This window comes from Sulfitobacter rhodophyticola (assembly GCF_041281685.2).
GTDB lineage: Bacteria > Pseudomonadota > Alphaproteobacteria > Rhodobacterales > Rhodobacteraceae > Sulfitobacter.
On the sequence record NZ_CP166251.2, the window covers coordinates 3,287,420 to 3,313,523 of the forward strand.

Consider the following 26,104-nt stretch of genomic DNA (forward strand, 5'->3'; position numbering starts at 1 on the left):
GGGTCGTGCAATTTGGGGGCATGAGACGGGGATGGGTTCAACGATTGGCAATTGTGCTGGCGTTTCTGGCGGTTGTGCTGGCGCTGTCGGCTGCGGTCTGGCGGTATGGCTTCAACCAGGGGCTGGAACAGCTGGCAGCACGCGGGGATGCGGATCTGGCCCTGGCGGGGGACCGGCTGGTGGGCCAGTTGCAGCGCTACCGCGATCTGGCGGTCACGCTGGCCGATCATCCCGGCGTCGTGGCCGCCCTGCGCGATGCCCCGCCAGAACAGAGCCGGGCCTTGTTGCAGGAGGTTGCCGACAAATCCGCGACGCTCGATGTGCTGGTGCTGGATGTGAATGGCCGCGTGCGCGCCGCCGCACAGGAAGGCACGTCGCGCGACCTGAGGGGGCAACCGCTGGTGCAGCGGGCGCTGCGCGGGGCGCTGGGATGGGGGCATGGCCCCGCGTTGCCCCTGACGGAACGCGCCTTCTATCACGCCGCACCGATGTTCGGGCCGCAAGGCCGGGTGCGCGGCGCAGTGGTGGTGATCACCGACCTCAACGGGATCGACTACAACTGGCGCGGGACCAATCCACCGGCGTTTTTCACCGATGCGCGCGGCGTGGTCTATATCTCGAACCGTTCCGAAATCCTGCTGTGGCAACGGCCCGAGGGGGAGCCGGGGTTGCGTCCGCCCGCGGGACCGGAACCGGCCTTTGATGTTGCGCGGTTGGGCGGGCATGAGATCTGGACTGTCGGCTGGGGACCCTATCTGCCGCGCGAGGCGCTGCATCTGACACAGGACCTGCCGGTGATCGGCATGACCGGCGAAGTGCTGCTGGACGTGACGCAAGCCCGCGCGCTGGCACGCGCGCAGGCGGCAGCGGTGGCGGCCCTGTGTCTGGCCTTCGGATCGTTGCTGTTTCTTGCTGCAGAACGGCGCCGCGCGCTGGCCGAAGCGAACACACAGCTTGAAGCGCGGGTGGCCGAGCGCACGGCGGCGCTGCGCCGCGCGCAGGATGATCTGGTGCAGGCGGGCAAGCTCAGCGCACTGGGGCAGATGTCGGCGGGGATCAGCCACGAATTGAACCAGCCGCTGATGGCCATCCGGTCGTTCGCCGAAAACGCGGTGCAGTTCATGGAACGCGGCACACCCGAACGCGCCACCGAAAACCTGACGCGCATATCGGACATGGCGCGGCGCATGGGACGGATCATCCAGAACCTGCGCGCCTTTGCACGGCAAGAAACCGGCCCGCAGGAAAGGGTGGAACTGGGGGCGGTGTTGCGCACGGCGCTTGAACTGACGCAGACGCGCATCGATGAAGCGGGGGTCAGCCTGCAATTCGATCCCGCCGACCACCCGATCTGGGTGCGCGGTGGGGAGGTCCGGCTCAGCCAGGTCTTCGTCAACCTGATCACCAATGCGCTGGATGCGATGGCCGACAGTGACACCCGGCATCTGTGCGTGATGGTGTCGGACGGTGACACGCTGACTGTCAATTTCCGCGACACCGGGCCGGGCATCGAAGTTCCTGACAAGGTCTTTGATCCCTTCTACACCACCAAGCAGGTCGGAGAGACGGGCGGCATGGGGCTGGGCCTGTCGATCAGCTATGGCATCGTGCAAAGCTTTGGCGGCAACATCCGCGGCGCCAATGCCGATGGTGGCGGCGCGATATTCACCGTGACCCTTGAACGGGCCGCAGACGCGGTCGGGGAAGCGGCATGATCAATCGCGTTCTTCTGGTCGATGACGATCCCGCCGTGCGCGAAGCGCTGGCCCAGACGCTGGAGCTTGCCGACATCTCTGCCATGACAGCGGGATCCTTCGTGGTGGCAAAGGACGCCATCACACCGGGTTTCGAGGGAGTGATCCTGTCCGATATCCGGATGCCGGGGCGAGATGGCTTTCATCTGCTGGAATATGCCCAGGAACAGGATCCCGACCTGCCGGTGATCCTGTTGACCGGGGAAGGTGACATTCCGATGGCGGTCAGGGCCATGGGGCAGGGGGCGTTCGGCTTTCTGGAAAAGCCCTGCGCGCCGGGTGATCTGATCAGCCTGCTGGAACGGGCGCTGAAAACGCGGGCGATGGTGCTGGAAAACCGGCGTTTGCGGCATCTGGTCGAAACCGGCGATCCGGCGGCGCGGATGCTTTTTGGGTCCTCCGATCTGGCGGAGGGGCTGCGCCGGCGCGTGCGGCTGGTCGCCCAAGCCGAAGGCGCATCGCTGGTGACGGGCGCGCCGGGCACGGGCATTTCCAAGGTGGCGGAGGTCGTGCACCTTAGCTCGGCGCGGTCGAAGGCGCCCTTTGTGAAACGTGCGGCGGCGGGCCTGACGGCACAGGCACTGCAGGAAGCCCTGGACGAGGGCGAAGGCGGCAGCCTGTTCATCGACGAAGTGACACAGCTTTCGCCGCAACTGCAACTGACCCTTGCCGAAGCGGTGGAGCGGGACACACCGACGCGCCTGATTGCTGGCAGCACGCGCAAGCTGGCGCAGGAGGTGGAGGAGGGGCGCTTTCACGCCGACCTTTATTACCGTCTCGATGTGCTCACCGTGCGCATCCCGTCGCTGTCCGAGCGGCCGGAGGATATTCCGGTGATGTTCCGCCGCTACGTCGATCAGGCGGCGGAACAGGCCGGGCTGACCCCGCCCGAGATTTCGCCCGATGTCATCGCCGATCTGATGGCGCGCGACTGGCCGGGAAATGCGCGCGCGCTGATGTCGGTGGCGATGCGTTTCGTGATGGGCATGCCGGAAGACGTAAGGCCCGATGCAGGACTTGGGCTGGCAGAGCAGATGGCCCAGGTCGAACAATCGCTTCTGGAGGCGGCACTGCGCCGCGCCGCGGGGCAGGCATCCGCCGCGGCAGAGGCGCTCAAGCTGCCGCGCAAGACGCTGTATGACAAGCTTGCGCGGTATGGCATCCGGCCAGAGGATTTCCGGAGCTGACGCAGCCGCTGGAATGTGCGGATTTCCGCACAAATGGCGTTGTGTGCTGTGCGGGATTTCGCACATAGGCCCAGATGCATGTCCGCATGAGACATGCAGTTTCCGCCGCAAGCGCCTGTAAAATCGTGCTTTTGGCGAACCAGGCAGAGCGTCCGTTCATTAACTTGTGAGGCGCGCGCAGCTTCTGTTTGATACCCGCAGGGCATCACAAAGCGGTGCCACCAACGATTCTATATCTCTGGGAGGAGAACCATGAAACTTCTGACTGCGGCCGCATTGGCCCTGACCGTATCCGCTGGCGCTGTCGCTGCGGCCTGTGACGATGGTGAGATCGTCATCAAGTTCAGCCACGTGACCAACACCGACAAACACCCCAAGGGCATTGCGGCATCCTTGCTGGAAAGCCGCGTGAACGAGGAAATGAACGGCAAGGCCTGTATGGAGGTCTTCCCCAACTCCACGCTTTATAACGACGATCAGGTGCTTGAAGCGCTCTTGCAGGGTGACGTGCAACTGGCCGCCCCGTCGCTCTCCAAGTTCGAGCAGTTCACCAAGCAGTTCCGCATCTTCGATCTGCCCTTCATGTTCAAGGACATCGATGCGGTTGATGCCTTCCAAAGTTCCGAGACCGGGCAGGCGATGAAGGAAAGCATGACGCGCCGCGGCCTGCTGGGCCTCGCGTTCTGGCACAATGGCATGAAGCAGATGTCAGCCAACAAGCCGCTGATGTCACCCTCTGATGCCAGCGGTCTCAAGTTCCGCGTGCAGAACTCCGACGTGCTGAAGGCACAGATGGCCGCGATGGGCGGCTCGCCCCAGCCGATGGCGTTTTCCGAAGTCTACGGCGCGCTGCAAACCGGTGTTGTAGATGGTCAAGAAAACACGTGGTCCAACATCTATGGCCGCAAGTTCTTCGAAGTGCAGGACGGCGTGACCGAAACCAACCACGGGATTATCGACTACATGCTGGTGACGTCCACCGATTGGCTGGACAGCCTGGATGCCGACGTGCGTGACCAGTTGATGACCATCGTTGCCGAAGTGACCGAGGCACGGAATTCCGAATCCAGCAAGGTCAACGCCGAAGCCAAGCAGGCAATCATCGATGCCGGCGGCGTTGTGCGCGAACTGACCCCGGAGCAGCGTCAGGAATGGGTCGACGTGATGGCCCCTGTCTGGGACCAGTTCCGTGACGATGTGGGTCAGGAAAACATCGACGCCGCACAGAAGTTCAACAACTCATCATCCTGATCTGATCATGACTAATGGCCCTCGCCCCCTTTCGGGGCGGGGGTTTCTTTTGACGTCGGGGGGGCATGCACATGGCACACCATGAGCAGAACGAGAGCGGCATTGGCCGCATCGTCAGCGAGATCGAGGAGACGGCGATTGCCCTGATCCTTGGCTTGATGACGATCATCACATTCATCAACGTCGTGCTGCGATACGGCTTCAACACCGGGATCATCTGGGGGTTGGAGATGGTGACGTTCCTTTTCGCGTGGCTGGTCCTGTTCGGCATGAGTTATGCGGTCAAGGTCACGGCGCATCTGGGCGTGGACGCGGTGATCAACCTGTTTTCGCCGGGACCGCGCAAAATCCTGGCGCTGCTGGCCGGAGCGGTCTGTGTGATCTATGCCGCCTTGCTCCTGAAGGGGGCGTGGGACTATTGGGCGCCATTCGCCGCCCTTGATGCCACATCGGGGCGCTGGTTCCCGACCGGTTTTGAGAACTCCCGCGATCAGGCCTGGTACGAGGTCATCGACATTCCACTGCCCGAATGGCTGCGCTGGATCGAACCCATCATGAACCAGGGCGAAGCCTATGAAAAACTGCCCCGCTTCATTCCCTACGCGATGCTGCCCTTCGGTGCGGCGCTGTTGCTGCTGCGATTTGTGCAGGCCTTCGTGAAGGTCGCACAGGGGCGTCAGCATTCGCTGATCGTCAGCCACGAGGCCGAAGATGCCGTGGAAGACGTCAAACACATGAACGCAGGGGACTAAGATCATGGAAGTCATCGTCCTTTTCTCCATGGTCGTGGGCCTGATGTTGATCGGTGTTCCGATTGCGATCTCGCTTGGCCTGTCCTCGATCATCTTTTTGCTGGCGCTGTCGGATACCTCCATGGCGTCGATTGCCCAGACCTTCTTTCAAGCCATGGCGGGTCATTACACGCTGCTGGCAATTCCGTTCTTCATCCTGGCGTCCTCTTTCATGTCGACGGGCGGTGTTGCGCGGCGGATCATCCGGTTTTCCATCGCACTTGTGGGACATCTGCCCGGCGGTCTGGCGATTGCCGGGGTGTTCGCCTGTATGTTGTTTGCCGCCCTCAGCGGGTCTTCGCCCGCAACGGTGGTCGCCATCGGTTCCATCGTGATCGTCGGCATGCGCGAGGTCGGCTATACCAAGGATTTCGCCGCAGGCGTCATCGCCGTTGCAGGCACGCTTGGCATTCTTATCCCGCCTTCCATCGTGATGGTGGTCTATGCCTCCGCCACAGATGTATCGGTGGGCCGCATGTTCCTTGCGGGCGTCATTCCGGGCATGTTGGCCGGTCTGATGCTGATGGTGACAATCTATGTCATCGCGCGGGTCCGCGACCTGCCCAAGGGTGACTGGCTGGGTTGGGGCGAAGTGCGCCGCTCCGGCATCGAGGCGGGCTGGGGCCTGTTCCTGATCGTGATCATTCTGGGCGGCATCTATGGCGGTATCTTCACGCCGACCGAAGCGGCAGCGGTCGCAGCGGTCTACGCCTTCTTCATCGCGACCTTCGTCTACCGTGACATGGGTCCGCTGCATGTGGCGGGGGAAGGGCGCAATCTGTCGCTTTGGGAGAAACCCAAGGCGCTGGTCACCGTGTTCTTCCACCGTGACACCCGCAACACGCTGTTCGAGGCGGGCAAGCTGACCGTGACGCTGATGTTCATCATCGCCAACGCGCTGATCCTCAAGCACGTACTGACGGACGAACAGATCCCGCAGCAGATCTCCGCTGCGATGCTGGACGCGGGCTTTGGCCCGATCATGTTCCTGGTGATCGTCAACGTGATCCTGCTGATCGGGGGGCAGTTCATGGAGCCTTCCGGGCTGCTGGTCATAGTCGCGCCGCTGGTCTTTCCCATTGCGATCGAACTGGGCATTGACCCTATTCACCTGGGCATCATCATGGTCGTGAACATGGAGATCGGGATGATCACGCCGCCCGTGGGTCTGAACCTTTTCGTGACCTCGGGTGTGGCGAACATGCCGATGATGAAGGTCGTGCGCGCGGCGCTGCCGTTCCTCGCCGTGCTGTTCGTGTTCCTGATCATGGTGACCTACATCCCGTTCCTTTCCACCTGGTTGCCGACACTGATGATGGGGCCGGAGATCATCACGAAGTAGGTAGCCCAATCTCAGGTTGGCGAACACATGCAAGGCGGGTCGAAAGGCCCGCCTTTTGCGTGATTTCGTTTTGTCGTCTCACCAATGCGCAGTAGCCTTCACCGTCAGGGAGGACACGACATGATTCCATGCATAGATTTGGCAAAGCTCAGCACGGGTGACCCCGACAGCATCAAGGCAATGCGTGTGGCCGCGATGGAGACCGGATTTGCCACGGTCGTGAACACCGCCCTGACCCCTGACCGGGTCGCCCGCGTGATTGAAGTCTACCGCGCGTTCTTCAAGCTGCCCGATGCGGTCAAACAGCCCGTCGACATGGCCAGCACCGGGTCGAACCGGGGATGGGGGGCGTCCGGTGCCGAACAGGTCGATCCAACCGCCAACCCGGACTACAAACAGGTCTTCGACAGTGGCGTGATCCTGCCCGCAGGTGATCCGCTGCTGGAAAATCCATTCTACGCCGCCAACCGCTGGCCCGCGCAACCCGAAGGGTTCGAAGCGGAGATTTCCGCGTACTTCCATCAGGCCTGCGCGGTCGGGCTGGATGTCCTGCGCGGCGTTGCGGTCGCGCTCGATGCGCCGCGCGACAGCTTTGACGCAGGCTTCAAGGTGCCCATGGCGTTGCTGCGGGGAAACTACTATCCGTCTCGGCCCGCGACGGCAGGGGCCAAGGATTTCGGCATCGCGCCGCATACCGACTACGGCTGCCTGACGCTGCTGGCGACCGACGGCGCGCCGGGGCTGGAGGTGCGCCAGCGCGGCGGGGGCTGGTTGCCGGTCAGCGCGCAACCCGGCACCTTCGTGATCAACTTCGGCGAAATGATGGAGACCTGGACCGATGGCGCGGTGCTGGCCACGCCACACCGGGTCGTCGGCGGGCATGCGGAACGCATTTCTGTGCCGCTGTTCTTCAACCCCGGCCACGAGACCAACATCGCGCCTGCAGGGTCCGGCAAGGTCATCCCGGCGGGCGAACATCTGTCGCGCCGCTATAACGAAACCTACGTGCACCTGCAAAAACGCGCCTAGGGGTTCAGTTCAGCGCCGCCAGGCACCTGTTGGCCAGATTCGTGATCTGATCAGGCTCATCCAGCATGTTTTCAGGCAGGCTCCAGTAGGGCATCGCGCTGTGCGTGCCGTTCTTGCGGGTGTAGGTCCAGTGTTCCCCGCCAATCGCCGCCATATGATCCGCAAAAGGTCCTTCCTGCGCCTTGAGCAGCACCTGCCCGTCAGAGCGCATCAGCGCAAAGATCACGCCGCCGGAATAGATACCCAGCCCGCCGAACATGCGGCGGGTCGTGAGGTCGGGAATGTCAGAAAAAAGATCGCGGACAAAGGCGATATCGGCGGCCCCAAGGCTCACTTGGTGGCCAGGGACTCGTCGAACTTGATCGATTCACCACAGCCGCAGGCCTCGGTCACGTTCGGGTTCTTGAACCGGAACCCGGATTCCAGCAGCGACGTCTCATAATCGATCTCTGTCCCGAACAGGAACATCTGCGCCATGGGCGCAATCATCACCCGCGCGCCGTCCTGTTCCACGGTTTCATCGTTGGGGTCGGCTTCATCCACATAGTCCATGGTGTATTCCATGCCCGCACAGCCGCCCTTCTTGACGCCAATGCGCAACCCGGCGTGACCTGCCTGCGTCATCAGCTTGGTGATTTGCGCAGCGGCCCTCGGGGTGATGGTGACGGCCTGCTTGCCGGGAATGCCAAACATGATCTGTGCTCCTTCAAGCAACGAAGATAAGATGTATCATGCCGTTTCTCAAGCATGCTGCGGTCTTGTGTCGCCGCGCAGGACATCAAAAATCAACCCACGCCCGGCATCGAAAGCCTCGTCTTACATGAAGCCAAGTTCCAACCGGGCTTCGTCAGACATCATGTCCATGCCCCAGGGCGGCTCCCAGACCAGTTCGACATTGACCTGCTTTACACCCGGCAGCGGTTCGACCGCATCCGCAACCCATCCGGGCATTTCACCTGCCACCGGGCAGCCCGGCGCGGTCAGCGACATCTTGATGTCCACCGCGTTCTCATCATTGATATCAATGGTATAGATCAGGCCAAGTTCATAGATGTTCACCGGGATTTCAGGATCATAGACGCTGCGGCAGGCTTCAACAATCTGCTCGTACAGCGGATGATCGGTGGAAGAGGGCGCAATCAGCGGGGCGCCTTCCATCGGGGGGGTCTGTTGGGTCATGCCACTCTCACCTTGGTTCCTGACTGTTTATATAGGGATTGGAAGGGCAGCCGTCCATAGGCAGGGGTGAATATGCGCATGGTGTTGCCCGGCTCGGTTCAGAACAGCTTGACGTCCAGCAGCACCGTTTCGGAATACAGGTGATCAATGGCGCGGGCGTCCATCCGCCCCGGTGTGTAGTAGCGCGGCACCGAAAACGGTTCGGTCGTGTCGGGCGTGATTTCAGGTGGCACCAGTCGCGGGTCGACCGAAAGGATTGCACCGCTGGCGGGCAGCAGGCTGTCGGCAATCGCGCGGGCATGGCGGGCAAACAGGTCGCGGTCGCCCAGATACATGATCTCATGCGTTACGCGGTCGTCAGATTTCTGCTTGATCGCCAGCACCAGCACCAGCGGCCCATCAGGCGTCTCAATCAGCAGCGGCGTCAGGTTCAGCCCCGCGTGATCGGCAACCACGCGGGCGTCGCGGTCCCCGATCAGGCCGGATCCCAGCGGGTCGTCATGCACGCTCAGGCGTTTGGTGGCGCGGGTCCGGGGATGCCAGATCAGCCGGTCCCGATCCAGCACCGTCAGTCCGGCCTGTTCGATCACCCGCACGGCATTGGGGGAACTGGTGAAGTTGGTCACGGTCACGGCCGGATCAGCGGCGGCACATTCGACCATGCGCCGTCCGACACCCCCGCCGCGAAACGGTTTCAACACATACCACGACGACATGTTGGCGGTGATGCGCGGTCCCGCTTCGGTCGGGCGATGCGCCGTCACCAGCCCCAGCACCCCAACCAGATCGGTCCCGTCGCGCACGGTCACGGCATAGATGTCTTCCGGCTTGCTCCAGCGTCCGACAAGCAGGGCGCGCCATTGGTCCATGCCCCAGCGGGCCTTGGTAAAAACCCGGTCCATGAACTGCGCGATTTCCTCGCGTTCGTCGGGTTTGGCATGTGCAATTTCAACCATTTGCGCAGCCTAGCCCGATTCCATGAAAGACGACAGGCGCAGCCACCGCGTTTGGCCCGGCTGCGTCAGATGGGCCAACAGCCTCTGGGTGAAATCCCAGGTTGCCTCATCAGTCTGCAGGTGGTGCGTGACCAGCCCCGTCGGCTCATCGCGCGGCACATCGCCCCGGCGGCGCTGCCGGAGATGCTCCAGCAGGATGTGCAGGGTGGTATCGCTGCCCCGGAACCGGGCGCCGTCCTTCCAGCGGATCGGATCACACTGGACGTTGATCTGGACCAGCCCGGGCACATGCGCTTGCGGCACCGTCGCATCAAAGGCCGACAGCAATCGGTAACCCAACCCGGGCAGATGCGGCAGCGTGGTCATCGCGATCCGGTTCCACGGCGGCGCGAAGGCGGGCAGCAGATTGGGCAGACCAGCCGCCACCAGCCGCTGCCAGCCGTCGGCCAGATCGCGCAACTGCAACGCGATGTCGCGGTTCTGACCCACTTCGGAGGCGCGCGCACCGGGCGGTTCGTGGTTGATGTGGGCCAACCCGTGTTGCATCACGTGTACATCCTGTGCCCTTGCCAGCCGCGCGGCCAGATCGGGCGCAACCCCCGCGGGCACCACCGCCAGATGCAGCGGCACGCCAGCGCCCTCTGCCAGACCGATCAGCCGATCCAGTGCGGGCGTGGGGCGTTCGGTATCATCATCGCGCCACCAGAACGTCGGCACATGGCCTGCGTCCTGCCAGATCCGTAATTCGCGGTCCAGATCTGTCCAAGTTGCCATCCGCGTTCCCTCCGCCGTTCCTGCACCGGCGTGGTCTACTCGGCTTCGGCTGTGGTCTGATCCCCTCATACCCTCTGACCATCCCCGGCGCCATGCCAATGGCCGGTCCGGCGAACAACGCGGCCGCCCAAATAACAGTCAAAGGTATTGAAAAATCGCCGTAAAGCGTGGCCGCGGTGGTTTGACCCTGTTAACTCGGGCGATTATAATCTACGTGATGCAACCAAAGGGAGATCAGCCCATGCGGCATGAGACCGTCATCGACCTGATTGCACAACCGCTGCGGGACGAACCGGAGGTGCGGGCCTTGTTTCTGAGCGGCAGTCACGCCAATGGCATGGCAGATGCCTTCAGTGACGTGGATTTCGTGCTGGTCGCGCAGGAAGGGGCGTCCGATGCCATCGCAAGGATCTGGCGAAAGGCGGTCGCCCGGACCGGCAAGATTGTGCTCTGGTGGGACCGCACGACCGTGCCTGTGCTGATCAACGCCATCACGGAGGACTGGACCCGGACGGATGTTGTGATCCTCCGACCCGATCAGATGGGCGCGCATACCCAAGCCGGGCTAAAACCTGTTTTCGATCACGATGGCATTTATGACACGCTGAATGAAAAGCCGGCGGAAACCGGACCGGATACCCGGAAGCTCAAACATCAGATCGAGGAGTTCATCCGCGTTCTGGGCCTGTTGCATCTGGCAGTCGGGCGAGAGGAATACATCAATGGCGTGCTGGGCATTTATCATCTGCGCAACCTGCTGGTCGATCTGCTGATCGAGGAAACAGGCGCGCCACACCGGGGTGGGGTGCTGCACCTGAACAGGTTGATCACCGGTCCGCAGAAGGCCCTGATGTTTTCCATGCCGCCGCCCGTGCCCACACGTGCCGCGATGATCGACGCCCATGTGGCCTATGCCGCCGCCTACCTGCCACGGGCGCGCAGGCTGGCGCTGGCGTGGGGGGTGGCCTGGCCCGAAGAGTTCGAAGCGGCGACCTGGGCGAAGCTTGAAGAATCGCTGGGTGTCACACGGCCCTACCAGCCCGAGTGAGCTTGCCACGGGGCGCTTCGGGGGGCGGTGGTCGTGCGGACGCGCCAAAGGCGCGACGCGATTTTATTCTTTGGATGAGGGGCTAGCCCCTCAACCTCCCCAGGTTTTTGGAACCATTTGGAAGGGCAAGGGCAGGGGCGGTGCGGTTTCAGCCCTTGCGCTTGCGCAGCGGTTGCGGCTTCACCCGCGCTTCGATCTCGTCATAGAGCTTGCCGACGATGTCCTTGCCGGTGGCCTTTTCGATGCCTTCGAAGCCGGGCGATGAATTCACTTCAAGCACTTTCGGACCTGTCTCTGATCGCAGGAGATCCACGCCCGCCTTGCCCAATCCGAAGGCCCGCGCGGCGCGCACGGCGGTGTCGCGTTCGGCCTTGGTGATGCGCACGACCTTGGCGGACCCGCCCCGGTGCAGGTTGGAACGGAAATCGCCGTCCGCCCCGGTGCGCTTCATCGCGGCGACCACCTTGCCTGCGACCACCAGACAGCGGATGTCCTCACCTGCCGCTTCCTTCACGAAGTCCTGCACCAGAAAATTCGCCTTGAGACCCCGGAACGCGTCGATCACGGATTCGGCGGCCTTTTTGGTTTCGGCCAGCACCACGCCTTTGCCTTGGGTGGATTCCAGCAGCTTCACAATCAGCGGCGCGGTGCCCACCAGCGCCATCAGGTTCGATGTGTCCTTGGGGGAGGCGGCGAAGGCGGTGGTGGGCATGCCGATGCGTTTGCCCGCAAGCACCTGATGGGCGTGCAGTTTGTCGCGGCTGGCAAGGATGCCAGCGGAACCGTTCACGCAATAGGTGCCGATGGTTTCGAACTGGCGGATCACCGCGCAGCCATAGGGCGTGACGGAGGCCCCGATGCGCGGGATCACCGCGTCATAGCGGGGCAGGCGTTTGCCGTCGTAATGCACTTCGGGGGCCATTGTGTTGATCGCCATGTAACAGCGCGTGGTGTCGATCACCTCGACCGTATGACCGCGTTCTTCGCCCACCTCGACCAGACGGCGGGTGGAGTAATTGTCTTCCCGGCTCAGCACCGCGATGCGCAGGGCGCGCTGCGGTGCCGCGTGGCGCAGGGAGGCGGTGTGATAGACGTCATAGCTCAGTTCGGGCTGCATCTTGCGTTCGGTGGCGGAGATGGTGATGTGGTCCCCCAGCGCCTGCCGTCCCAGCAGCATCCGGCTGGTCAACCCCGCGCGGTTGGTCAGCGTCACCTCTATGGGCCAGCTTTGCCCGCCGACCTGCAGCTTTGTCAAGATCACGAAACGTTGCTCGGCCTCACCATTGGAGGAGGTGACCTCGCGCCGGTCCACCAAGGGTGCGGAACAGGTGATCGACACGTCTTCGCGCCCCGCGATGGGGTGGACGTTGAAGCGCACCTTGGGTTTGGCAGCGGTGCCGAAAACCTCAATGTCATGGGCATGAAGGGCGGAGGTGCGCGCACCGGTATCCACTTTCGCCTTGAGCGCAGGCAATCCCAGATCGGGCAACGCCACCCATTCTTCCCACCCAAACGTCAGTTCGTCCATCGTCTGCTCCCCTTGTCAGGAGTATCGGGGTAACAGGCAGGGCAGGTGACCTCAAGCAAAGGCTCGGACGTCAGTGATCATTGATGTCCCGCGTGACGATCCGCGCGCCGGAGGACTGGCGTTTGAACACCTGTCGCAGCACGATCCACGCGACCAGCGACAGGATCGCAAAAAGGGCCAGCATCAGCGGGATGGAAAGGCCGGGGGCAAGAAACACCACCCCCGCCATTACCATCGCCCCAAGTGCAAAGCCCAGAAAGATGAAACCGGGTGCCATCAGTTCGATCAGCCCCACGACAAGCGCGATGCAGATCCACATCCACCACAGCGACAGAAGACCGGCCATCATCCGCGCCCCTGAAGCAGTTTGAATGCATCGCCAAAGGCATCAAGCACCTGTGCAGGCATCACGACCGTCTGGTTGCCATTTCCCGCACCCATCGCGCTGAGCGCTTCGACCTGCTTCAGGGCAATCTGGTACTGCGCTGCCTCCAGCCCGTTTTCGTCAATCGCCACCGCAACGACCTGCGTGGCATAGGCTTCGGCTTCGGCCAGCACGCGGCGGGCCTTGGCGGATTGTTCGGAGGCATAAAGTTCCGCGTCCGCCGCCAGTTCCACCGCCCGCTTGGACCCTTCGGCCTCGGTCACCTGCGCGCGGCGCGCGCGTTCGGCGTTGAGCTGTTGCATCATCGCGGCGCGGGTGGCCGCATCAAGGTTCACGTCGAGGATTTCCGCGCGCGTTACCTCGATGCCCCAGTTGTCGACAGCGTCCTCAACGGTGGTCTTGATCGTCAGGATCAGCGAGGACCGGTTCGCCTGCACTTCATCCAGATCCATCTTGCCGATCTCGGCCCGGACGATCCCGGCGACGGTGGTGGCAATTGCTGAATCCACATCGCGGATGCGGTAAACGGTCTTTTCCGGTTCTGTGATGCGATAGAAGACGGAGGTATCGACCTGCACCAGCACGTTATCGCGGGTGATCGCGTCCTGACTGGCGGTGGGCAATTGCCGTTCCAGAATGGAGATCTTGTGCGCAACCCGGTCGATGAACGGCACAATCATGTTGATCCCCGGCCCCAGCACCGCGCGCAACCGGCCAAACCGTTCAATCACATGCTGTTCAGACTGCGGCACGATCTTGACCGCCATGAGGATGACCACGATCACCAGAGCGGCCAGCAGCAGGAAGGGCAGGTTGTCTTGCAGGATGCCCAGCAGAAGTTCTTCAATGCTCACGAATAAGTCCCTCAATCCATTGATGCTTTGTGTCCCATGTGGTGAAAAATCTGCCCAATTGCAAGTTCAGAGTGCATGGGCTAGGCCCGCATTCAACCAAGAAAGACCACCGCATGACCCACGTTTCCTTTGACCTGCAGGCCACCGATGGCCGCGCACGCACCGGTGTGATCCACACCACCCGTGGCGACATCCGTACGCCTGCGTTCATGCCCGTGGGCACGGCGGCGACCGTCAAGGCGATGATGCCCGACAGTGTGGCGGCGACGGGGGCGGATATCCTGCTGGGCAACACCTATCATTTGATGCTGCGCCCCACAGCCGAACGGATCGACCGGTTGGGCGGGCTGCACAAATTCATGAACTGGGACAAGCCGATCCTTACGGATTCAGGCGGCTTTCAGGTGATGAGCCTTGCGGATTTGCGCAAGCTGACGGAACGCGGGGTCACCTTCAAAAGCCACATCGACGGATCAAAGCACGAGATCACACCGGAAAGATCCATGGAAATTCAAGCGCTTCTGGGGTCGGACATCGTGATGTGCTTCGATGAATGCCCCGCGCTGCCCGCGGATCGCGACCGGATCGCGCAAAGCATGGAATTGTCGATGCGGTGGGCTGCGCGTTCAAAAGAAGCCTTCGGCGACCGCCCCGGTCACGCGCTTTTCGGCATCCAGCAGGGCGGGTTGGAGGAAGACCTGCGCGCACAATCTGCACAAGCCCTGCGCGAGATCGGGTTTGACGGCTACGCGGTGGGCGGTCTGGCAGTGGGCGAGGGGCAGGAGGCCATGTTCGGCTGTCTGGATTATGCGCCCGAACAACTGCCTACAGACAAGCCACGCTACCTCATGGGGGTGGGTAAGCCCGATGATATCGTGGGGGCCGTGGCACGCGGGATCGACATGATGGACTGCGTGCTGCCCTCGCGTTCTGGCCGCACGGGGCAGGTGTTTACACGTCTGGGTGTTCTCAACATAAAGAATGCGCGTCATATGGACGATCCGCGCCCCTTGGATGAAAACTGCACCTGTCCGGCCTGCCGGAACTACTCCCGCGCGTATCTGCACCACGTCTTCCGCAGCCAGGAGATCATCAGTTCCATGCTGCTGACCTGGCATAACCTGCAGTACTATCAGGACATCATGGCAGGCATGCGCGCTGCCATCGCCGCAGGCACGTTCGCGGCGTGGCAGGCCGACTTTCACGCCACCCGTGCACAGGGCGATATCGATCCGCTTTAGGCCAGCTTCCCGGCACTGCGCATCGCGGTGCCGGTCGTGGTCCAGTCGCGATATCCCCGGTGCCGTGCGTAAAGATGGTCCGCCTGATCGCCCAGATGGTCGTCAAACCACATCAGCAGCGCCGCCCGCAACAGCAGCAACTGCCGGGTCGCGATCAGGGTGACCCTGCACCCTCCGCTTTCCAGCGGCGTGATGCGAATGGAAAACGTCCCTTCCAGCAGGCTGCGGTTGCGCGGATCAACCTCGCCGACGTGGTGATACCGGGCATGCAACGGGGCATCGCGCTCCAGAAAGGTCATGGTCTGGTGCTCATAAAGCGATGCACCATGGGAATACTGCACCTCAAAGGCATCCGGTTCCCCATCAACGGGCAAAACCGCATGAAGCCTGCTGTCCCAATGCCCCTGCACAGGGGATGCGCCGGGCACGAGTTCTGCCCAAAGCTCTTCCGCGGACTTGGGCGAAATGAAGTGCCGTTCGCTTGTGTGATCAAGCCAGAACCGGAACCGGTCCATGAATTCACCGTAAAACAGGATGAATACGCCAATGGCACAGGCCATCTGCAACACGCCGGACATCAGCGGCGATGCATAAAGGCCGGGTAAAAGACCGGGTAGGACCGTGTTCAAGAAAATGATCACGAACACCGTTTCAACGAGGATGCGCAGTTTCGGAAGCAGCAGCACAAACAGACCGACCACCACGAAGAAACAGGCCGTTACAATCACGAACGTCAAGAACAGCGTGACGGGCAGTATCCATGCCGGGCCGGTCTGGTTCCATGCCTCAGCCGACAGGTCCCGCACGAGGGTGGGCGCAAGCGTGAGCCAGAAAAACAGGCAACCAAACAACAGGCGCCGCCGTTGGCGAAAAATGTGACGCAACATGACAAGAACCTTCGACCGCTATGGAAAGGCTTTTCTCCGCCCAGCATGGCAAATCTGTGGAAAAACCGTGGTTGTTCTGCACAAGGCGTCATTGATCCGCTCTGCACCGCGCCGCGTATCCTTTATCAAGAACCCACGCGCGTCACTGGTGCGTCAATTTCGCGTAAACCAAACAGAGAGGATGGGTTGCAAGCCGTGCAACCATGACCGATGATGCGATCAAGAGCCCGTCAAGGGCATTGAAACAGGCGGGGGTGAAGGCCATATCCCCCAGACAGGAGACACCTTCGGCTGCCACGACTTGGGGCCGGTTGTCTTGCTAACGATAAGGAAAAGAGCATGTTAGAACCATTGAACGCGTCCTATCCGGTATTGCCCCTGCGCGATATCGTGGTGTTCCCCCACATGATTGTGCCTTTGTTCGTGGGACGCGAAAAGTCCGTGCGCGCGCTTGAAGAGGTGATGGCGGACGACAAACAGATCCTGCTGTCCAGCCAAATTGACCCCGGCGAGGATGATCCGGCCTCCGACGGTATCTTCAAGGCGGGTGTGCTGGCCAATGTGCTGCAACTGCTGAAACTGCCCGATGGCACCGTCAAGGTGCTGGTTGAAGGGCAGGCGCGGGTGCGCATCACCGAATACCTCGAAAACGACAACTTCTTCGAAGCCCGCGCCGAATACCTGACCGAAATGCCCGGCGACACCGCCACAACCGAAGCGCTCCTGCGCTCCGTCGCGGCCGAGTTTGAGCGCTACGCAAAGGTCAAGAAAAACGTTCCGGATGAGGCGCTTGCCGCCGTCGGTGAAACCTCTGAACCTGCGCGTCTGGCTGACCTTGTGGCTGGTCATCTGGGCATCGAAGTGGACCAGAAACAGGACCTTCTGGAAACACTCTCCGTCTCGGAGCGGTTGGAGAAGGTGTACGGCCTGATGCAGGGCGAAATGTCCGTTCTGCAGGTCGAGAAGAAGATCAAGACCCGCGTGAAGTCCCAGATGGAGCGGACGCAGCGCGAATATTACCTGAACGAACAGATGAAAGCCATTCAGCAGGAACTGGGCGATGGTGAGGACGGCAAAAACGAAGTTGCCGAACTCGAAGAAAAAATCGCGGAAACAAAGCTGAGCAAGGAAGCCCGCGAAAAGGCCGATGCGGAACTGAAAAAGCTCAAGAACATGAGCCCGATGTCCGCCGAAGCCACGGTCGTGCGCAACTATCTGGACTGGATGCTGTCGATCCCGTGGGGCACGAAATCCCGCGTGAAAAAGAACCTCGGCAAGGCGCAGGAGGTTCTGGACAACGATCACTACGGTCTTGAGAAGGTCAAGGAACGCATCGTGGAATATCTCGCGGTGCAGCAGCGCTCCACCAAGCTCAAAGGCCCGATCATGTGCCTTGTGGGCCCTCCCGGCGTGGGTAAGACATCGCTTGGTAAATCCGTGGCCAAGGCGACGGGGCGCGAATTCATCCGCATCTCCCTTGGCGGCGTGCGTGACGAAAGCGAAATTCGCGGCCACCGCCGGACCTATATCGGCTCCATGCCCGGCAAGATCATTCAGGCGCTGAAAAAGGCCAAGACCACGAACCCGCTGATCCTGCTCGATGAGATCGACAAGATGGGGCAGGACTTCCGTGGTGATCCGGCCTCTGCCATGCTCGAAGTGCTTGATCCGGAACAGAACTCCACCTTTGTGGATCACTATCTGGAGGTCGAATATGACCTGTCGAACGTGATGTTCCTGACCACATCGAACAGCTATAACATGCCGGGACCATTGCTCGACCGGATGGAGATCATTCCGCTGGCGGGCTACACCGAGGATGAAAAGCGCGAGATCGCCAAACAGCATCTGGTGCCCAAGCAGATCAAGAACCACGGTCTGAAAGCCAAGGAGTTCGAGATCGAGGATTCAGCCCTCACCGGCATGATCCGCTACTACACCCGCGAGGCGGGCGTGCGGAACCTTGAACGTGAGATCGCCAAGGTGGCGCGCAAATCGCTGACCAAGATCATCAAGAAGGAAGCTGACCACGTGACCGTGACCGGCGACAACCTCGATGATTTCCTCGGCGTGCGCAAACACCGCTACGGTCTGGCCGAAAAGGAGGATCAGATCGGTGTCGTCACGGGCCTTGCCTATACCTCCGTCGGCGGGGAACTCCTGCAGATCGAAGCCTTGCGCCTGCCCGGCAAGGGCCGGATGAAGACCACAGGCAAGCTGGGCGATGTGATGAAGGAAAGCATCGACGCGGCAAGCTCCTATGTGCGCTCCATCAGCCCCAAGATCGGGATCAAGCCGCCCAAGTTCGACGCGCTGGATATCCACGTGCACGTACCCGATGGCGCGACACCCAAGGACGGCCCATCTGCCGGTCTGGCGATGGTCACCTCCATCGTGTCGGTGCTGACCCAGATCCCCGTGCGCAAGGACATCGCCATGACGGGTGAGGTGTCCCTGCGGGGCAATGCCATGCCCATCGGGGGCCTCAAGGAAAAGCTTCTCGCGGCTTTGCGAGGCGGCATCACAACGGTGCTGATCCCGCAAGAGAACGAGAAAGACCTGCCCGAAATCCCCGACAACGTGAAGGAGGGGCTGACCATCATCCCCGTCAGCCACGTGTCGGAGGTTCTTGAGCAAGCTTTGACCGCGACGCCCGAAGCCATCGAATGGGATCAGGAGGCCGAAGATGCGGCAGCAGCCGCAGCGCTGGCATCGAAATCCGGGGCCGGGGACACAGCCACGACGCACTAGGCGTCGGCCACTCCGGCTCCGACGAGCAGAAGAAAAACCCCCCGACATCTCGGGGGGTTTTTTCGTGTAACCACAACCCTTTGTGCGAACGTCAACAACCGCGTCCCGCTTGCCGGATCACGGGCCCACAAGGAAAACTGGTATTTTCCCCGGCACTGGTCTAGGCTGTCCCTCAACCAGAACAAAAAACACTGAGGGCATTCATGAGCACTGCAACCACCAAGAAACCCGCCGCAACAGCGTCCAAAACCGCAAGCCGCAGCACCAAGCCTGCGACCCCGGCGAAGGCTGCGAAACCGGCGACGGCCACCAAAGCCGCGCCGGTCACCCCGGTCACCGGCAAGGCACCGACCCCCGCAGCAGCGGCGAAACCTGCCGTCGTCGCCGCACCGCAATCGGTGATTGTCGGCCCCCAACTGCGCAAGAAGGAACTGATCGACGACGTGGTCGCCCGCTCCGGCATCAAGAAAAAGGACGCCAAACCGGTGATCGAAGCCATGCTCGCCGCCCTGGGCGATGCGCTGGCCGAAAAACGCGAACTGGTGCTGCCACCCTTTGGCAAACTCAAGGTGCGTCGCGAAAAGGACATGCCCAACGCGCGCGTCCTGACCGCCAAGATCCGGCAGCCGAAGAACATCTGATCTGATCGGGGTCTCGTAACAGACACGCCGCGCCTTGTGCGCAGCGTCATTGCGGCTTTGGTACCGCAAGCGTTCCCGCAGGTCTGTGCGGGAAATCTTCCCTTTTTGTGTATCGACTATGCGGGCGAAGCGGGTTTTAGCTGCTGCTGCGCCAACTCCCACTTTGGCTGAGTTTCAAAAAACTGTGCCTTTTGAATACCTTGAAAAAGGACCTTCACTTCACCCCTTGCGCTGTGATCAGATAAGCGCTTTGCGGTATCACCAGGCTGCCTTCCCGTTCGAACCCGACACACGCAGCCCTGATTTCGCCAACGATCCTTGCAAGTGTCTCCTCTCCCTTCTCCTTGACGGAGGGGCCAACCGGGTTTCCAAAAATCTCCTTTGGAATGTCTGTCTCCGGCTCTTCAATGACCCGGTCGATCGCTATCGTTTGAACGGATACCGGACCGAAACCAGCAGCCGAGAGGAGAGGAGGAACTTCGGTCTGCGCCTGATAAGCGAAAGGCGCAAGCGATAGCGCGGCAACGTCTGCGCTGACATGGCGGGCCAAAGCCTCGGCCATCGCGGTGAAAAAGGGACTTGCCCCGGCCCAGATGGAAATCACAAGACGGCCATTCGGTTCCAGGACGCGCCTGAACTCTTCGATTGCCGCCCTTTTGTCCGGAACGAACTGCAGTCCTTGCTGGCACATGCAAACGGAGAACGTGCCATCGGCAAACGGCATGGCGGTGGCGTCTGCCACAACCCACTCGATCGGGGGGACCAGGTCTGATGTCAGCATGCGCGCCGTCTCGATCATGCTGTCGTTGAGATCGGTTCCCGTAACGGCAACGTCGGTGCCGTATCTGTCACGCACGCTTCGCGCGACAATGCCGGTCCCGCAGGCAACGTCCAGCACCCGGTCGCCTGCACTCAGGGAGATCGTATTTAGAGTCGCGCGGGCAAGCGGGCCGAAGATGGCCTTGACCTTTTGATCCTCGTAGATATGCGCAGCACTACTGGCAAGCTGGTAACTGTCCTGCGGCATGATATTCCACCGTCTATACCTGCGTCATCGCGCGCCAGCATAGCATGCCTTGACGGTGATTTCCTTCTTTTGGGGGTCAAAAGGTCATTCGGGCTTTTCAGATTTGGCATCCTCCAATCGCTCCCCCATCTACTTGCGACCCGCAACGCATCACCCGAACGCCAGACCCAACGCAGGACGCTTTTTTGCCGCCCCCTCTTGCAGGGGGTGCCGCGATTGGCTAAATCCAGCCCCACGGGTGATTAGCTCAGTGGTAGAGCGCTTCGTTCACATCGAAGATGTCAGGAGTTCAAATCTCTTATCACCCACCATTCTCCCCATTGAGGCTGCGTTCTGCGCCCGCGACCTGAAACAGCACCTCAGGAAAAACCACGCCGATGCCTGCCCATCCCCCCCTCTATATCCTGCGCCACGGCGAAACCACGTGGAACGCCGAAGGCCGGTTGCAGGGCCATTTCGATGCTCCGCTCACCAAAAAAGGCATCGCTCAGGCGCAAGCACAGCGGCGCATCCTTGGCGCCCGCGACCTCAGCGGTTTCCGCGCCATCAGCAGCCCGCAAAAACGCGCCCTCGCCACGGCGGCGATCGCCCTCGAAGGCTGGGGTGGCGATTTCACCACCGACCCCGCGCTGACAGAAGTTGGTCTTGGCACCTTCGCGGGTCAGGACCGCCGGACGCTGATGGACCACCACGGCGCGGAAGACGGCTTTGACCTTTATGACCTCGCGCCGGAGGGCGAAGGTCTTGCCGCCTTGCGCATCCGCTGTGAGAGCTTTCTGACGCAGATGAACGTCCCGGCGGTTCTGGTCACCCATGGCATCACCTCCCGCATGTTGCGCCTGATCCTGCTGGGCATCGAAGGCCATGACGTGCGCCGGATGCCAGGCGGGCAGGGTGTTGTCTTTCAGGTGGAGAACGGCCAACAGACCCTGCTGTCAGAAGGGGCTTGAAGCCAAGCCACCCCTTGCGCTAAGAGGGCCGGGCCGGGTCGTTAGCTCAGTTGGTAGAGCGCTTCGTTTACACCGAAGATGTCGGGAGTTCGAGCCTCTCACGACCCACCATATCACCCCGCCGTTCCAGCCCGACCGACGCCCGCCCGCTGCGCGCCCAGTCTGGGTCGGGCGTTCGCGCCTCTCACGACTCACAATACCCCCCTCTGAATTGGCGTACCGGATTGCCCCTGCACGATCGGCAGCCACCGCAAACAACCCCTGCAATTTCTTGCACACCCGCCGGCCCACCTGTGCTATGGCCTTGCCACTCCCGTGCTCGGCACAAATTGAATACCAAGGCCCGCCATGTCTCTTTTCGACCGTTTCTTCTACAAATCCCGCAAATTCTATGACGACGACTTCGACTGGGAGACCTATACCGCCGATTCCTATGAACGCCGCCTGAAGGGCGTGGTGGAGCGTGAAAACCGCGCCGTCGCCAAGTCGGGAGAGCTGCGCCTTGATCCGCAAAGCGGCCGGATCGAGGTCGACGGACAGGACATCCACCCCAATCAGCGCGCCATCCTCGAAGCCATCGCCAGGCTGAAACCCGACAGCGTGCATGAGGTCGGCTGCGGGGCAGGGGATCACCTTGCCAACGGGGCGGCGCTTTTCCCGCATATCGCCTTCTCCGGCGCGGATCGGGGCCAGACGCAGCTTGACCTTGCCGCCCGTCGCCACCCCGAACTGGCGCCACATCTGTCGCTACAGGACATCACCATGCCCCTGTCGCGGCACTGGCCCCACGCCGATCTGGTCTACAGCCAGACCGTGCTGATGCACATCCACACCGCCGTCAGCCACTTCGTCGGGCTGGCCAACATGGTCAACACGGCGCGCAAATATGTGCTGCTGATGGAAAACCAGCAATGCCACAACTTCGTCGAAGACATCATCAACCTGCGGGACGGTGGCCATTTCGCCTGGCAAGAGATGTTCATTCACCGCTTTGACGGCACGACCGGCGCACGCACAATATTGCTGTCGAAAGAACGGCTTGACCTGCCTGAACTGTCCTCTGATGCCGCCCTGCGCGATGGGCTCAAGCCTTCCAGGCGCCGGTTGAAACGGGCGACCGCCGATTCCGCGCGCGGCACCTTTGGTGTGCGGTCCGCCTGACCGCCACGTGCATCCGCGCAGACCCCCTGTGCCTTGTGGCCGGGGCCGGACGACATATCTTTTGCCGGAACACCCGCCAAAGGAGCCCCGAGATGAGCTGGAACCCCGCCCTTGATCCCGACTGCCCCACGGGCGACGCCGTGGACGCCATCGAAACAGTCATCGTGCCACGCGCCCGCGATCTGGGCGGGTTCGAAGTGCGGCGCGCGCTGCCCGCACCTGCGCGCCAGATGGTCGGCCCCTTCATCTTCTTTGACCAGATGGGCCCGGCGGAATTCCTGACCGGCAAGGGCATAGACGTGCGCCCGCATCCACACATCGGGTTGGCCACGGTCACCTACCTCTACAAAGGCAAGATCCACCACCGCGACAGCCTCGGCACCGATCAGTGGATCGAACCCGGGGCGGTCAACTGGATGGTCGCTGGCCACGGCATCACCCATTCCGAACGCGCCGACGGTGATCTGATCAAGGCACCGCACAGCCTGTTCGGTCTGCAGACATGGGTCGCCTTGCCCAAGAAGTACGAAGACGAAGCCGCCGCTTTCGAACACGCCCCCAAGGATACGCTGCCGCTGCTGGAAGGGGAGGGCAAGGAGGTCCGCCTGATCCTCGGCACCGCCTATGGGGAGGAAGCCCCGGTGAAGGTCTATTCCGAGACCTTCTATGCCGATGCCCTGCTTGAGGCGGGCGCGCACATCCCGCTGCCGGATGATCACGAGGATCGCGGGCTTTACGTGATCGCGGGCGAGGTGACGGTGTCGGGCCAGACCTTTGAGGCAGGGCAGATGCTCGTCTTCCGCCCGGGCGACCGGATCAGCGCCAAAGCGGGCGACGCAGGCGCGCGGGTGATGCTGCTGGGTGGTGCCACCATGGACGGGCCGCGCCACATCTGGTGGAACTTCGTGGCCTCCAGCAAGGACCGCATCGATGCGGCCAAGGAAGCATGGCGCGCAGGTGACTGGGCGCATGGGCGATTCAAGCTGCCGCCCGGTGATGCGGATGAATTCATCCCTGCACCCGCACGGTAATTGTGACCCGCACGTGGCATGCCCAAGGCGTTGCAATTGCGCAATTCCTTTGTGCGCTGGTAATTCCCCCGCCATGAACAATCCGCCAAAAAAGGCAGAATTATCAATGGTTACGCGGCAATAGGGGCAAGGGGGTGCCCGGTGCCGACAGATAATTGCCGCCGACAGTGTTTTTCTGCCCGAACCTGCGGAATTGCGGCTTGACGTAGCGGGGCTGCGCTCATATTACCTCCAGACGCTTCGGGGCGATGCTTCGAAGATGCAGTGGGCGGTTGTAGCTCAGATGGTTAGAGTACCGGCCTGTCACGCCGGGGGTCGCGGGTTCGAGCCCCGTCAACCGCGCCACCGCTGCTTTGAAGGGTCCGCTTTGCGGGCCCTTTCGCTTTTGGGCCTCAGGCCACATCCCTCAGAAATGCCATCAGCGCCGCAGCGGTTTCTTTCGGGTGCTGGTCGATAAAGAAATGCCCGCCCGGCACTGCTGCACTGCGCATATCATCCAGCCGATCCGCCCATGTGCCCGGCACATCATAGGCACGCGCCATGGCCCCGTCCGCGCCATACATCACAAGGGACGGGCAGGGGACGCGCCGCCCCAGATCAGCGGCATCCAGATCAAAGTCATGGGCCAGCGCCGCGCGATAATCGGCACACATGCCCGCGATCACCTCAGGCCGCCGCCACGCCGTGCGGTAGGCGTTCAACGCTTCGGGATCAAAATCGTCCAGCGTCGCCGATCCCCACCCGGTCAGACAGCTTTCAAAGTACATGTCCGGGTCATGGCCGATCATCGTCTCCGGGAAGGGGGCGGGCTGGGCCAGAAAGAACCAGTGGTAATAGGCCTGCGCCACCTGACGTGTCAGCCCCTCCAGCAGCAGATGCGTGGGCACTATGTCCATGACCGTCAGGCTCGCCACCGCTTCCGGCGAATCCAGCGCCAACCGGTGCGCCGTGCGCCCGCCGCGGTCATGGCCCACCAGATGAAACCGCGCGAACCCCAGATGCGCCATCAGCGCGCGCTGATCCTGCGCCATGTGGCGAAAGCTGTAGCTCTGCGTTCCCTCCGGCGTGCCGCTGTCGCCGTATCCGCGCAGATCGGCGGCAATCACCGTAAACCGCTGCGCCAGCACCGGGGCCACCGCGTGCCACATCACGTGGGTTTGGGGAAAGCCGTGCAGCAACAGCACCGGTGGCCCGTCGCCGCCACGCCGATAGGCGATCCGCACGCCGCCCACATCCGCCACACCCCGCTCAAAACCTTCAAAATCCATCCTGATCCCCCCATTTCGCGAACCTGCACAAGAACGCCTAACAAATCCCCGCGCGCGGGTGTAGGGAGAGGCATGACCGCCCTTGCCACCTCCACCAGCCGCCACGGCATTGCCTTCATGCTGGGCGGCATGTTCTTTGTCTCGCTCAACGACATGCTGATCAAGCTGCTGGCGGGAGGATACCCGCTGCACCAGATCATCTTCATGCGGTCCTTTGTGGGATTGGTGCTGACCTTCGGCATGCTGATGGCCGAAGGCGGCGTGTCGCTGCTGCGCACAGGAAAACCGATGCTGCACACGCTGCGCTGTCTGTGCATCATCATCGCCAACAGTTGCATGTACGCGGCCATCGTGGCGATGCCCCTGGCCACCGCCAATGCGATCTATTTCGTGGCCCCACTCTTCGTCACGCTCCTGTCGATCCCGGTCTTGGGGGAACATGTCGGCCCCCGCCGTTTCGCCGCCATCGGGGCAGGGTTCGTGGGCGTTCTGGTGATGATGATGCCCGAACTCACAGCAGGCAGCGCGGGTCTGGGCTGGGTCGTGGTGCTGCCGCTTTTTGCCGCTGCAGGCTATGCCAGCATGTCGGTACTGACGCGCAAGCTGGGGGCCACCAGCCGCGCATCGGCCCTGGCCATTCAGATCCAGCTGGCGTTTCTGGCGATCAGCGCGGTGATGTACTTTATCGCAGGCGACGGGCGCTATCTGCCCGATGATGCCTCCACAAGCGTGCGTTTCCTGCTGCGCCCGTGGCTCTGGCCGTCGCTTTGGGATGCGCTGGTGTTCGGCGGCCTTGGTGCCGTCTCGGCCATGGTAGGGTATTTCATGACCCAGGCCTACCGCCTCAGCCCAGCCGCTGTGGTGGCCCCTTTTGAATATGTGCTGCTGCTCTATGCGCTCTTCTGGGGCTGGACGATCTTTGGCGAATGGCCCCAGCCATCGGTCTTCATGGGCGTGGCCATTGTGATCGCGTCAGGGGTGTACGTGTTCATGCGCGAGGGCCGCAGGGCGACGGCAAGGCGGGCTTGATCGGGTCTTGGGTTCTGGTGTTTGCCTGCCTGCGTCGTCT

The 26,104-nt window shown here is 62.0% G+C and carries 25 protein-coding genes and 3 tRNA genes; 17 read left to right on the plus strand and 11 right to left on the minus strand.

Translation table 11 applies throughout. The features are described 5' to 3' along the window. The first annotated feature begins 20 nt into the window (after positions 1 to 20). The 6 genes from AB4X18_RS17190 (at position 21) to AB4X18_RS17215 (ending at position 7,354) form a co-directional block, all read left to right on the plus strand. Positions 21 to 1,715, plus strand: coding sequence for a sensor histidine kinase (locus tag AB4X18_RS17190; protein ID WP_370401237.1), 1,695 nt, complete (start codon positions 21 to 23; stop codon positions 1,713 to 1,715). Continuing rightward, on the plus strand, positions 1,712 to 2,941 hold the full coding sequence (locus AB4X18_RS17195; protein ID WP_432816827.1) for a sigma-54-dependent transcriptional regulator: 1,230 nt from the start codon (positions 1,712 to 1,714) through the stop codon (positions 2,939 to 2,941). The genes AB4X18_RS17190 and AB4X18_RS17195 overlap by 4 nt, the downstream gene beginning before the upstream one ends. Before the next feature lie 252 nt (positions 2,942 to 3,193). Further along, positions 3,194 to 4,192 (plus strand): DctP family TRAP transporter solute-binding subunit, encoded by a 999-nt coding sequence (locus tag AB4X18_RS17200; protein WP_432816828.1) that lies wholly within the window; start codon positions 3,194 to 3,196, stop codon positions 4,190 to 4,192. Positions 4,193 to 4,263: 71 nt separating this feature from the next. Continuing rightward, on the plus strand, positions 4,264 to 4,944 hold the full coding sequence (locus AB4X18_RS17205; protein WP_370401238.1) for a TRAP transporter small permease: 681 nt from the start codon (positions 4,264 to 4,266) through the stop codon (positions 4,942 to 4,944). Positions 4,945 to 4,948: 4 nt separating this feature from the next. Next, entirely contained in the window at positions 4,949 to 6,325 is a 1,377-nt protein-coding gene (locus tag AB4X18_RS17210; RefSeq protein WP_370401239.1) for a TRAP transporter large permease, read from the plus strand. Positions 6,326 to 6,445: 120 nt separating this feature from the next. Continuing rightward, positions 6,446 to 7,354 (plus strand): isopenicillin N synthase family dioxygenase, encoded by a 909-nt coding sequence (locus AB4X18_RS17215; protein WP_370401240.1) that lies wholly within the window; start codon positions 6,446 to 6,448, stop codon positions 7,352 to 7,354. A gap of 4 nt (positions 7,355 to 7,358) precedes the next feature. Here the strand turns inward: AB4X18_RS17215 and AB4X18_RS17220 are convergent, their stop codons facing one another. From AB4X18_RS17220 to AB4X18_RS17240, 5 genes are all read right to left on the minus strand, one after another. Then, positions 7,359 to 7,688, minus strand: coding sequence for a TfoX/Sxy family protein (locus AB4X18_RS17220; protein ID WP_370401241.1), 330 nt, complete (start codon positions 7,686 to 7,688; stop codon positions 7,359 to 7,361). Then, complete coding sequence (locus tag AB4X18_RS17225; RefSeq protein ID WP_370401242.1) at positions 7,685 to 8,047, minus strand: HesB/IscA family protein; 363 nt, start codon at positions 8,045 to 8,047, stop codon at positions 7,685 to 7,687. The genes AB4X18_RS17220 and AB4X18_RS17225 overlap by 4 nt, the downstream gene beginning before the upstream one ends. A 123-nt stretch (positions 8,048 to 8,170) precedes the next feature. Beyond that, on the minus strand, positions 8,171 to 8,533 hold the full coding sequence (locus AB4X18_RS17230) for an SUF system Fe-S cluster assembly protein (RefSeq protein ID WP_370401243.1): 363 nt from the start codon (positions 8,531 to 8,533) through the stop codon (positions 8,171 to 8,173). Between the two features lie 98 nt (positions 8,534 to 8,631). Next, positions 8,632 to 9,489: a GNAT family N-acetyltransferase gene (locus AB4X18_RS17235; protein WP_370401244.1), complete on the minus strand. Its 858-nt coding sequence runs from the start codon at positions 9,487 to 9,489 to the stop codon at positions 8,632 to 8,634. A gap of 9 nt (positions 9,490 to 9,498) precedes the next feature. Next, on the minus strand, positions 9,499 to 10,263 hold the full coding sequence (locus AB4X18_RS17240; protein WP_370401245.1) for a polysaccharide deacetylase family protein: 765 nt from the start codon (positions 10,261 to 10,263) through the stop codon (positions 9,499 to 9,501). A gap of 241 nt (positions 10,264 to 10,504) precedes the next feature. Between AB4X18_RS17240 and AB4X18_RS17245 the strand changes: the two genes are divergently transcribed. After that, entirely contained in the window at positions 10,505 to 11,311 is an 807-nt protein-coding gene (locus tag AB4X18_RS17245) for an aminoglycoside 6-adenylyltransferase (protein ID WP_370401246.1), read from the plus strand. A 148-nt stretch (positions 11,312 to 11,459) separates the two neighbouring features. On the opposite strand, the gene rimK is transcribed toward AB4X18_RS17245, so the two are convergent. From rimK to AB4X18_RS17260, 3 genes are all read right to left on the minus strand, one after another. After that, positions 11,460 to 12,839, minus strand: a complete 1,380-nt coding sequence (rimK, locus tag AB4X18_RS17250) for a 30S ribosomal protein S6--L-glutamate ligase (protein ID WP_370401247.1) — start codon at positions 12,837 to 12,839, stop codon at positions 11,460 to 11,462. A gap of 70 nt (positions 12,840 to 12,909) precedes the next feature. Further along, a complete protein-coding gene (locus tag AB4X18_RS17255; RefSeq protein WP_432816829.1) occupies positions 12,910 to 13,188 on the minus strand; it encodes an NfeD family protein in 279 nt (92 codons plus the stop codon). Continuing rightward, positions 13,185 to 14,078, minus strand: a complete 894-nt coding sequence (locus AB4X18_RS17260) for an SPFH domain-containing protein (RefSeq protein ID WP_370401249.1) — start codon at positions 14,076 to 14,078, stop codon at positions 13,185 to 13,187. Before AB4X18_RS17260 ends, AB4X18_RS17255 begins: the two co-directional genes overlap by 4 nt. Before the next feature lie 113 nt (positions 14,079 to 14,191). Between AB4X18_RS17260 and tgt the strand changes: the two genes are divergently transcribed. Next, a complete protein-coding gene (tgt, locus tag AB4X18_RS17265) occupies positions 14,192 to 15,319 on the plus strand; it encodes a tRNA guanosine(34) transglycosylase Tgt (protein WP_370401250.1) in 1,128 nt (375 codons plus the stop codon). Here tgt and AB4X18_RS17270 read toward each other — a convergent pair. After that, positions 15,316 to 16,206, minus strand: coding sequence for a hypothetical protein (locus AB4X18_RS17270; RefSeq protein ID WP_370401251.1), 891 nt, complete (start codon positions 16,204 to 16,206; stop codon positions 15,316 to 15,318). The two genes, tgt and AB4X18_RS17270, sit on opposite strands and share 4 nt — an antisense overlap. A gap of 339 nt (positions 16,207 to 16,545) precedes the next feature. On the opposite strand from AB4X18_RS17270, the gene lon reads away from it, so the two are divergent. Together lon and AB4X18_RS17280 are read left to right on the plus strand one after the other, a co-directional pair. After that, positions 16,546 to 18,957: an endopeptidase La gene (lon, locus tag AB4X18_RS17275; RefSeq protein ID WP_370401252.1), complete on the plus strand. Its 2,412-nt coding sequence runs from the start codon at positions 16,546 to 16,548 to the stop codon at positions 18,955 to 18,957. A 203-nt stretch (positions 18,958 to 19,160) separates the two neighbouring features. Continuing rightward, complete coding sequence (locus tag AB4X18_RS17280; RefSeq protein WP_370401253.1) at positions 19,161 to 19,598, plus strand: HU family DNA-binding protein; 438 nt, start codon at positions 19,161 to 19,163, stop codon at positions 19,596 to 19,598. Positions 19,599 to 19,812: 214 nt separating this feature from the next. Here the strand turns inward: AB4X18_RS17280 and AB4X18_RS17285 are convergent, their stop codons facing one another. Next, a complete protein-coding gene (locus tag AB4X18_RS17285) occupies positions 19,813 to 20,625 on the minus strand; it encodes a class I SAM-dependent methyltransferase (protein ID WP_370401254.1) in 813 nt (270 codons plus the stop codon). A gap of 236 nt (positions 20,626 to 20,861) precedes the next feature. On the opposite strand from AB4X18_RS17285, the gene AB4X18_RS17290 reads away from it, so the two are divergent. The 6 genes from AB4X18_RS17290 (at position 20,862) to AB4X18_RS17315 (ending at position 24,112) form a co-directional block, all read left to right on the plus strand. Then, a tRNA-Val gene (locus AB4X18_RS17290) sits at positions 20,862 to 20,936 on the plus strand. Positions 20,937 to 21,002: 66 nt separating this feature from the next. Beyond that, positions 21,003 to 21,575 carry a histidine phosphatase family protein gene (locus AB4X18_RS17295; protein ID WP_432816830.1) on the plus strand — a complete coding sequence of 191 codons (573 nt, stop codon included), beginning with the start codon at positions 21,003 to 21,005 and terminating at the stop codon, positions 21,573 to 21,575. 35 nt (positions 21,576 to 21,610) lie between these two features. Next, positions 21,611 to 21,686: transfer RNA gene (locus AB4X18_RS17300), tRNA-Val, on the plus strand. A gap of 237 nt (positions 21,687 to 21,923) precedes the next feature. Next, positions 21,924 to 22,736 carry a hypothetical protein gene (locus tag AB4X18_RS17305; RefSeq protein ID WP_432816831.1) on the plus strand — a complete coding sequence of 271 codons (813 nt, stop codon included), beginning with the start codon at positions 21,924 to 21,926 and terminating at the stop codon, positions 22,734 to 22,736. A 92-nt stretch (positions 22,737 to 22,828) separates the two neighbouring features. Continuing rightward, positions 22,829 to 23,767 (plus strand): pirin family protein, encoded by a 939-nt coding sequence (locus tag AB4X18_RS17310; RefSeq protein WP_370401259.1) that lies wholly within the window; start codon positions 22,829 to 22,831, stop codon positions 23,765 to 23,767. Between the two features lie 268 nt (positions 23,768 to 24,035). Continuing rightward, positions 24,036 to 24,112: transfer RNA gene (locus tag AB4X18_RS17315), tRNA-Asp, on the plus strand. A 47-nt stretch (positions 24,113 to 24,159) separates the two neighbouring features. Here the strand turns inward: AB4X18_RS17315 and AB4X18_RS17320 are convergent. Beyond that, entirely contained in the window at positions 24,160 to 25,035 is an 876-nt protein-coding gene (locus AB4X18_RS17320) for an alpha/beta fold hydrolase (RefSeq protein ID WP_370401260.1), read from the minus strand. A gap of 72 nt (positions 25,036 to 25,107) precedes the next feature. Here AB4X18_RS17320 and AB4X18_RS17325 point away from each other — a divergent pair, with 72 nt between their 5' ends. Next, positions 25,108 to 26,064, plus strand: a complete 957-nt coding sequence (locus tag AB4X18_RS17325; protein ID WP_432816832.1) for a DMT family transporter — start codon at positions 25,108 to 25,110, stop codon at positions 26,062 to 26,064. Positions 26,065 to 26,104: the final 40 nt, after the last annotated feature.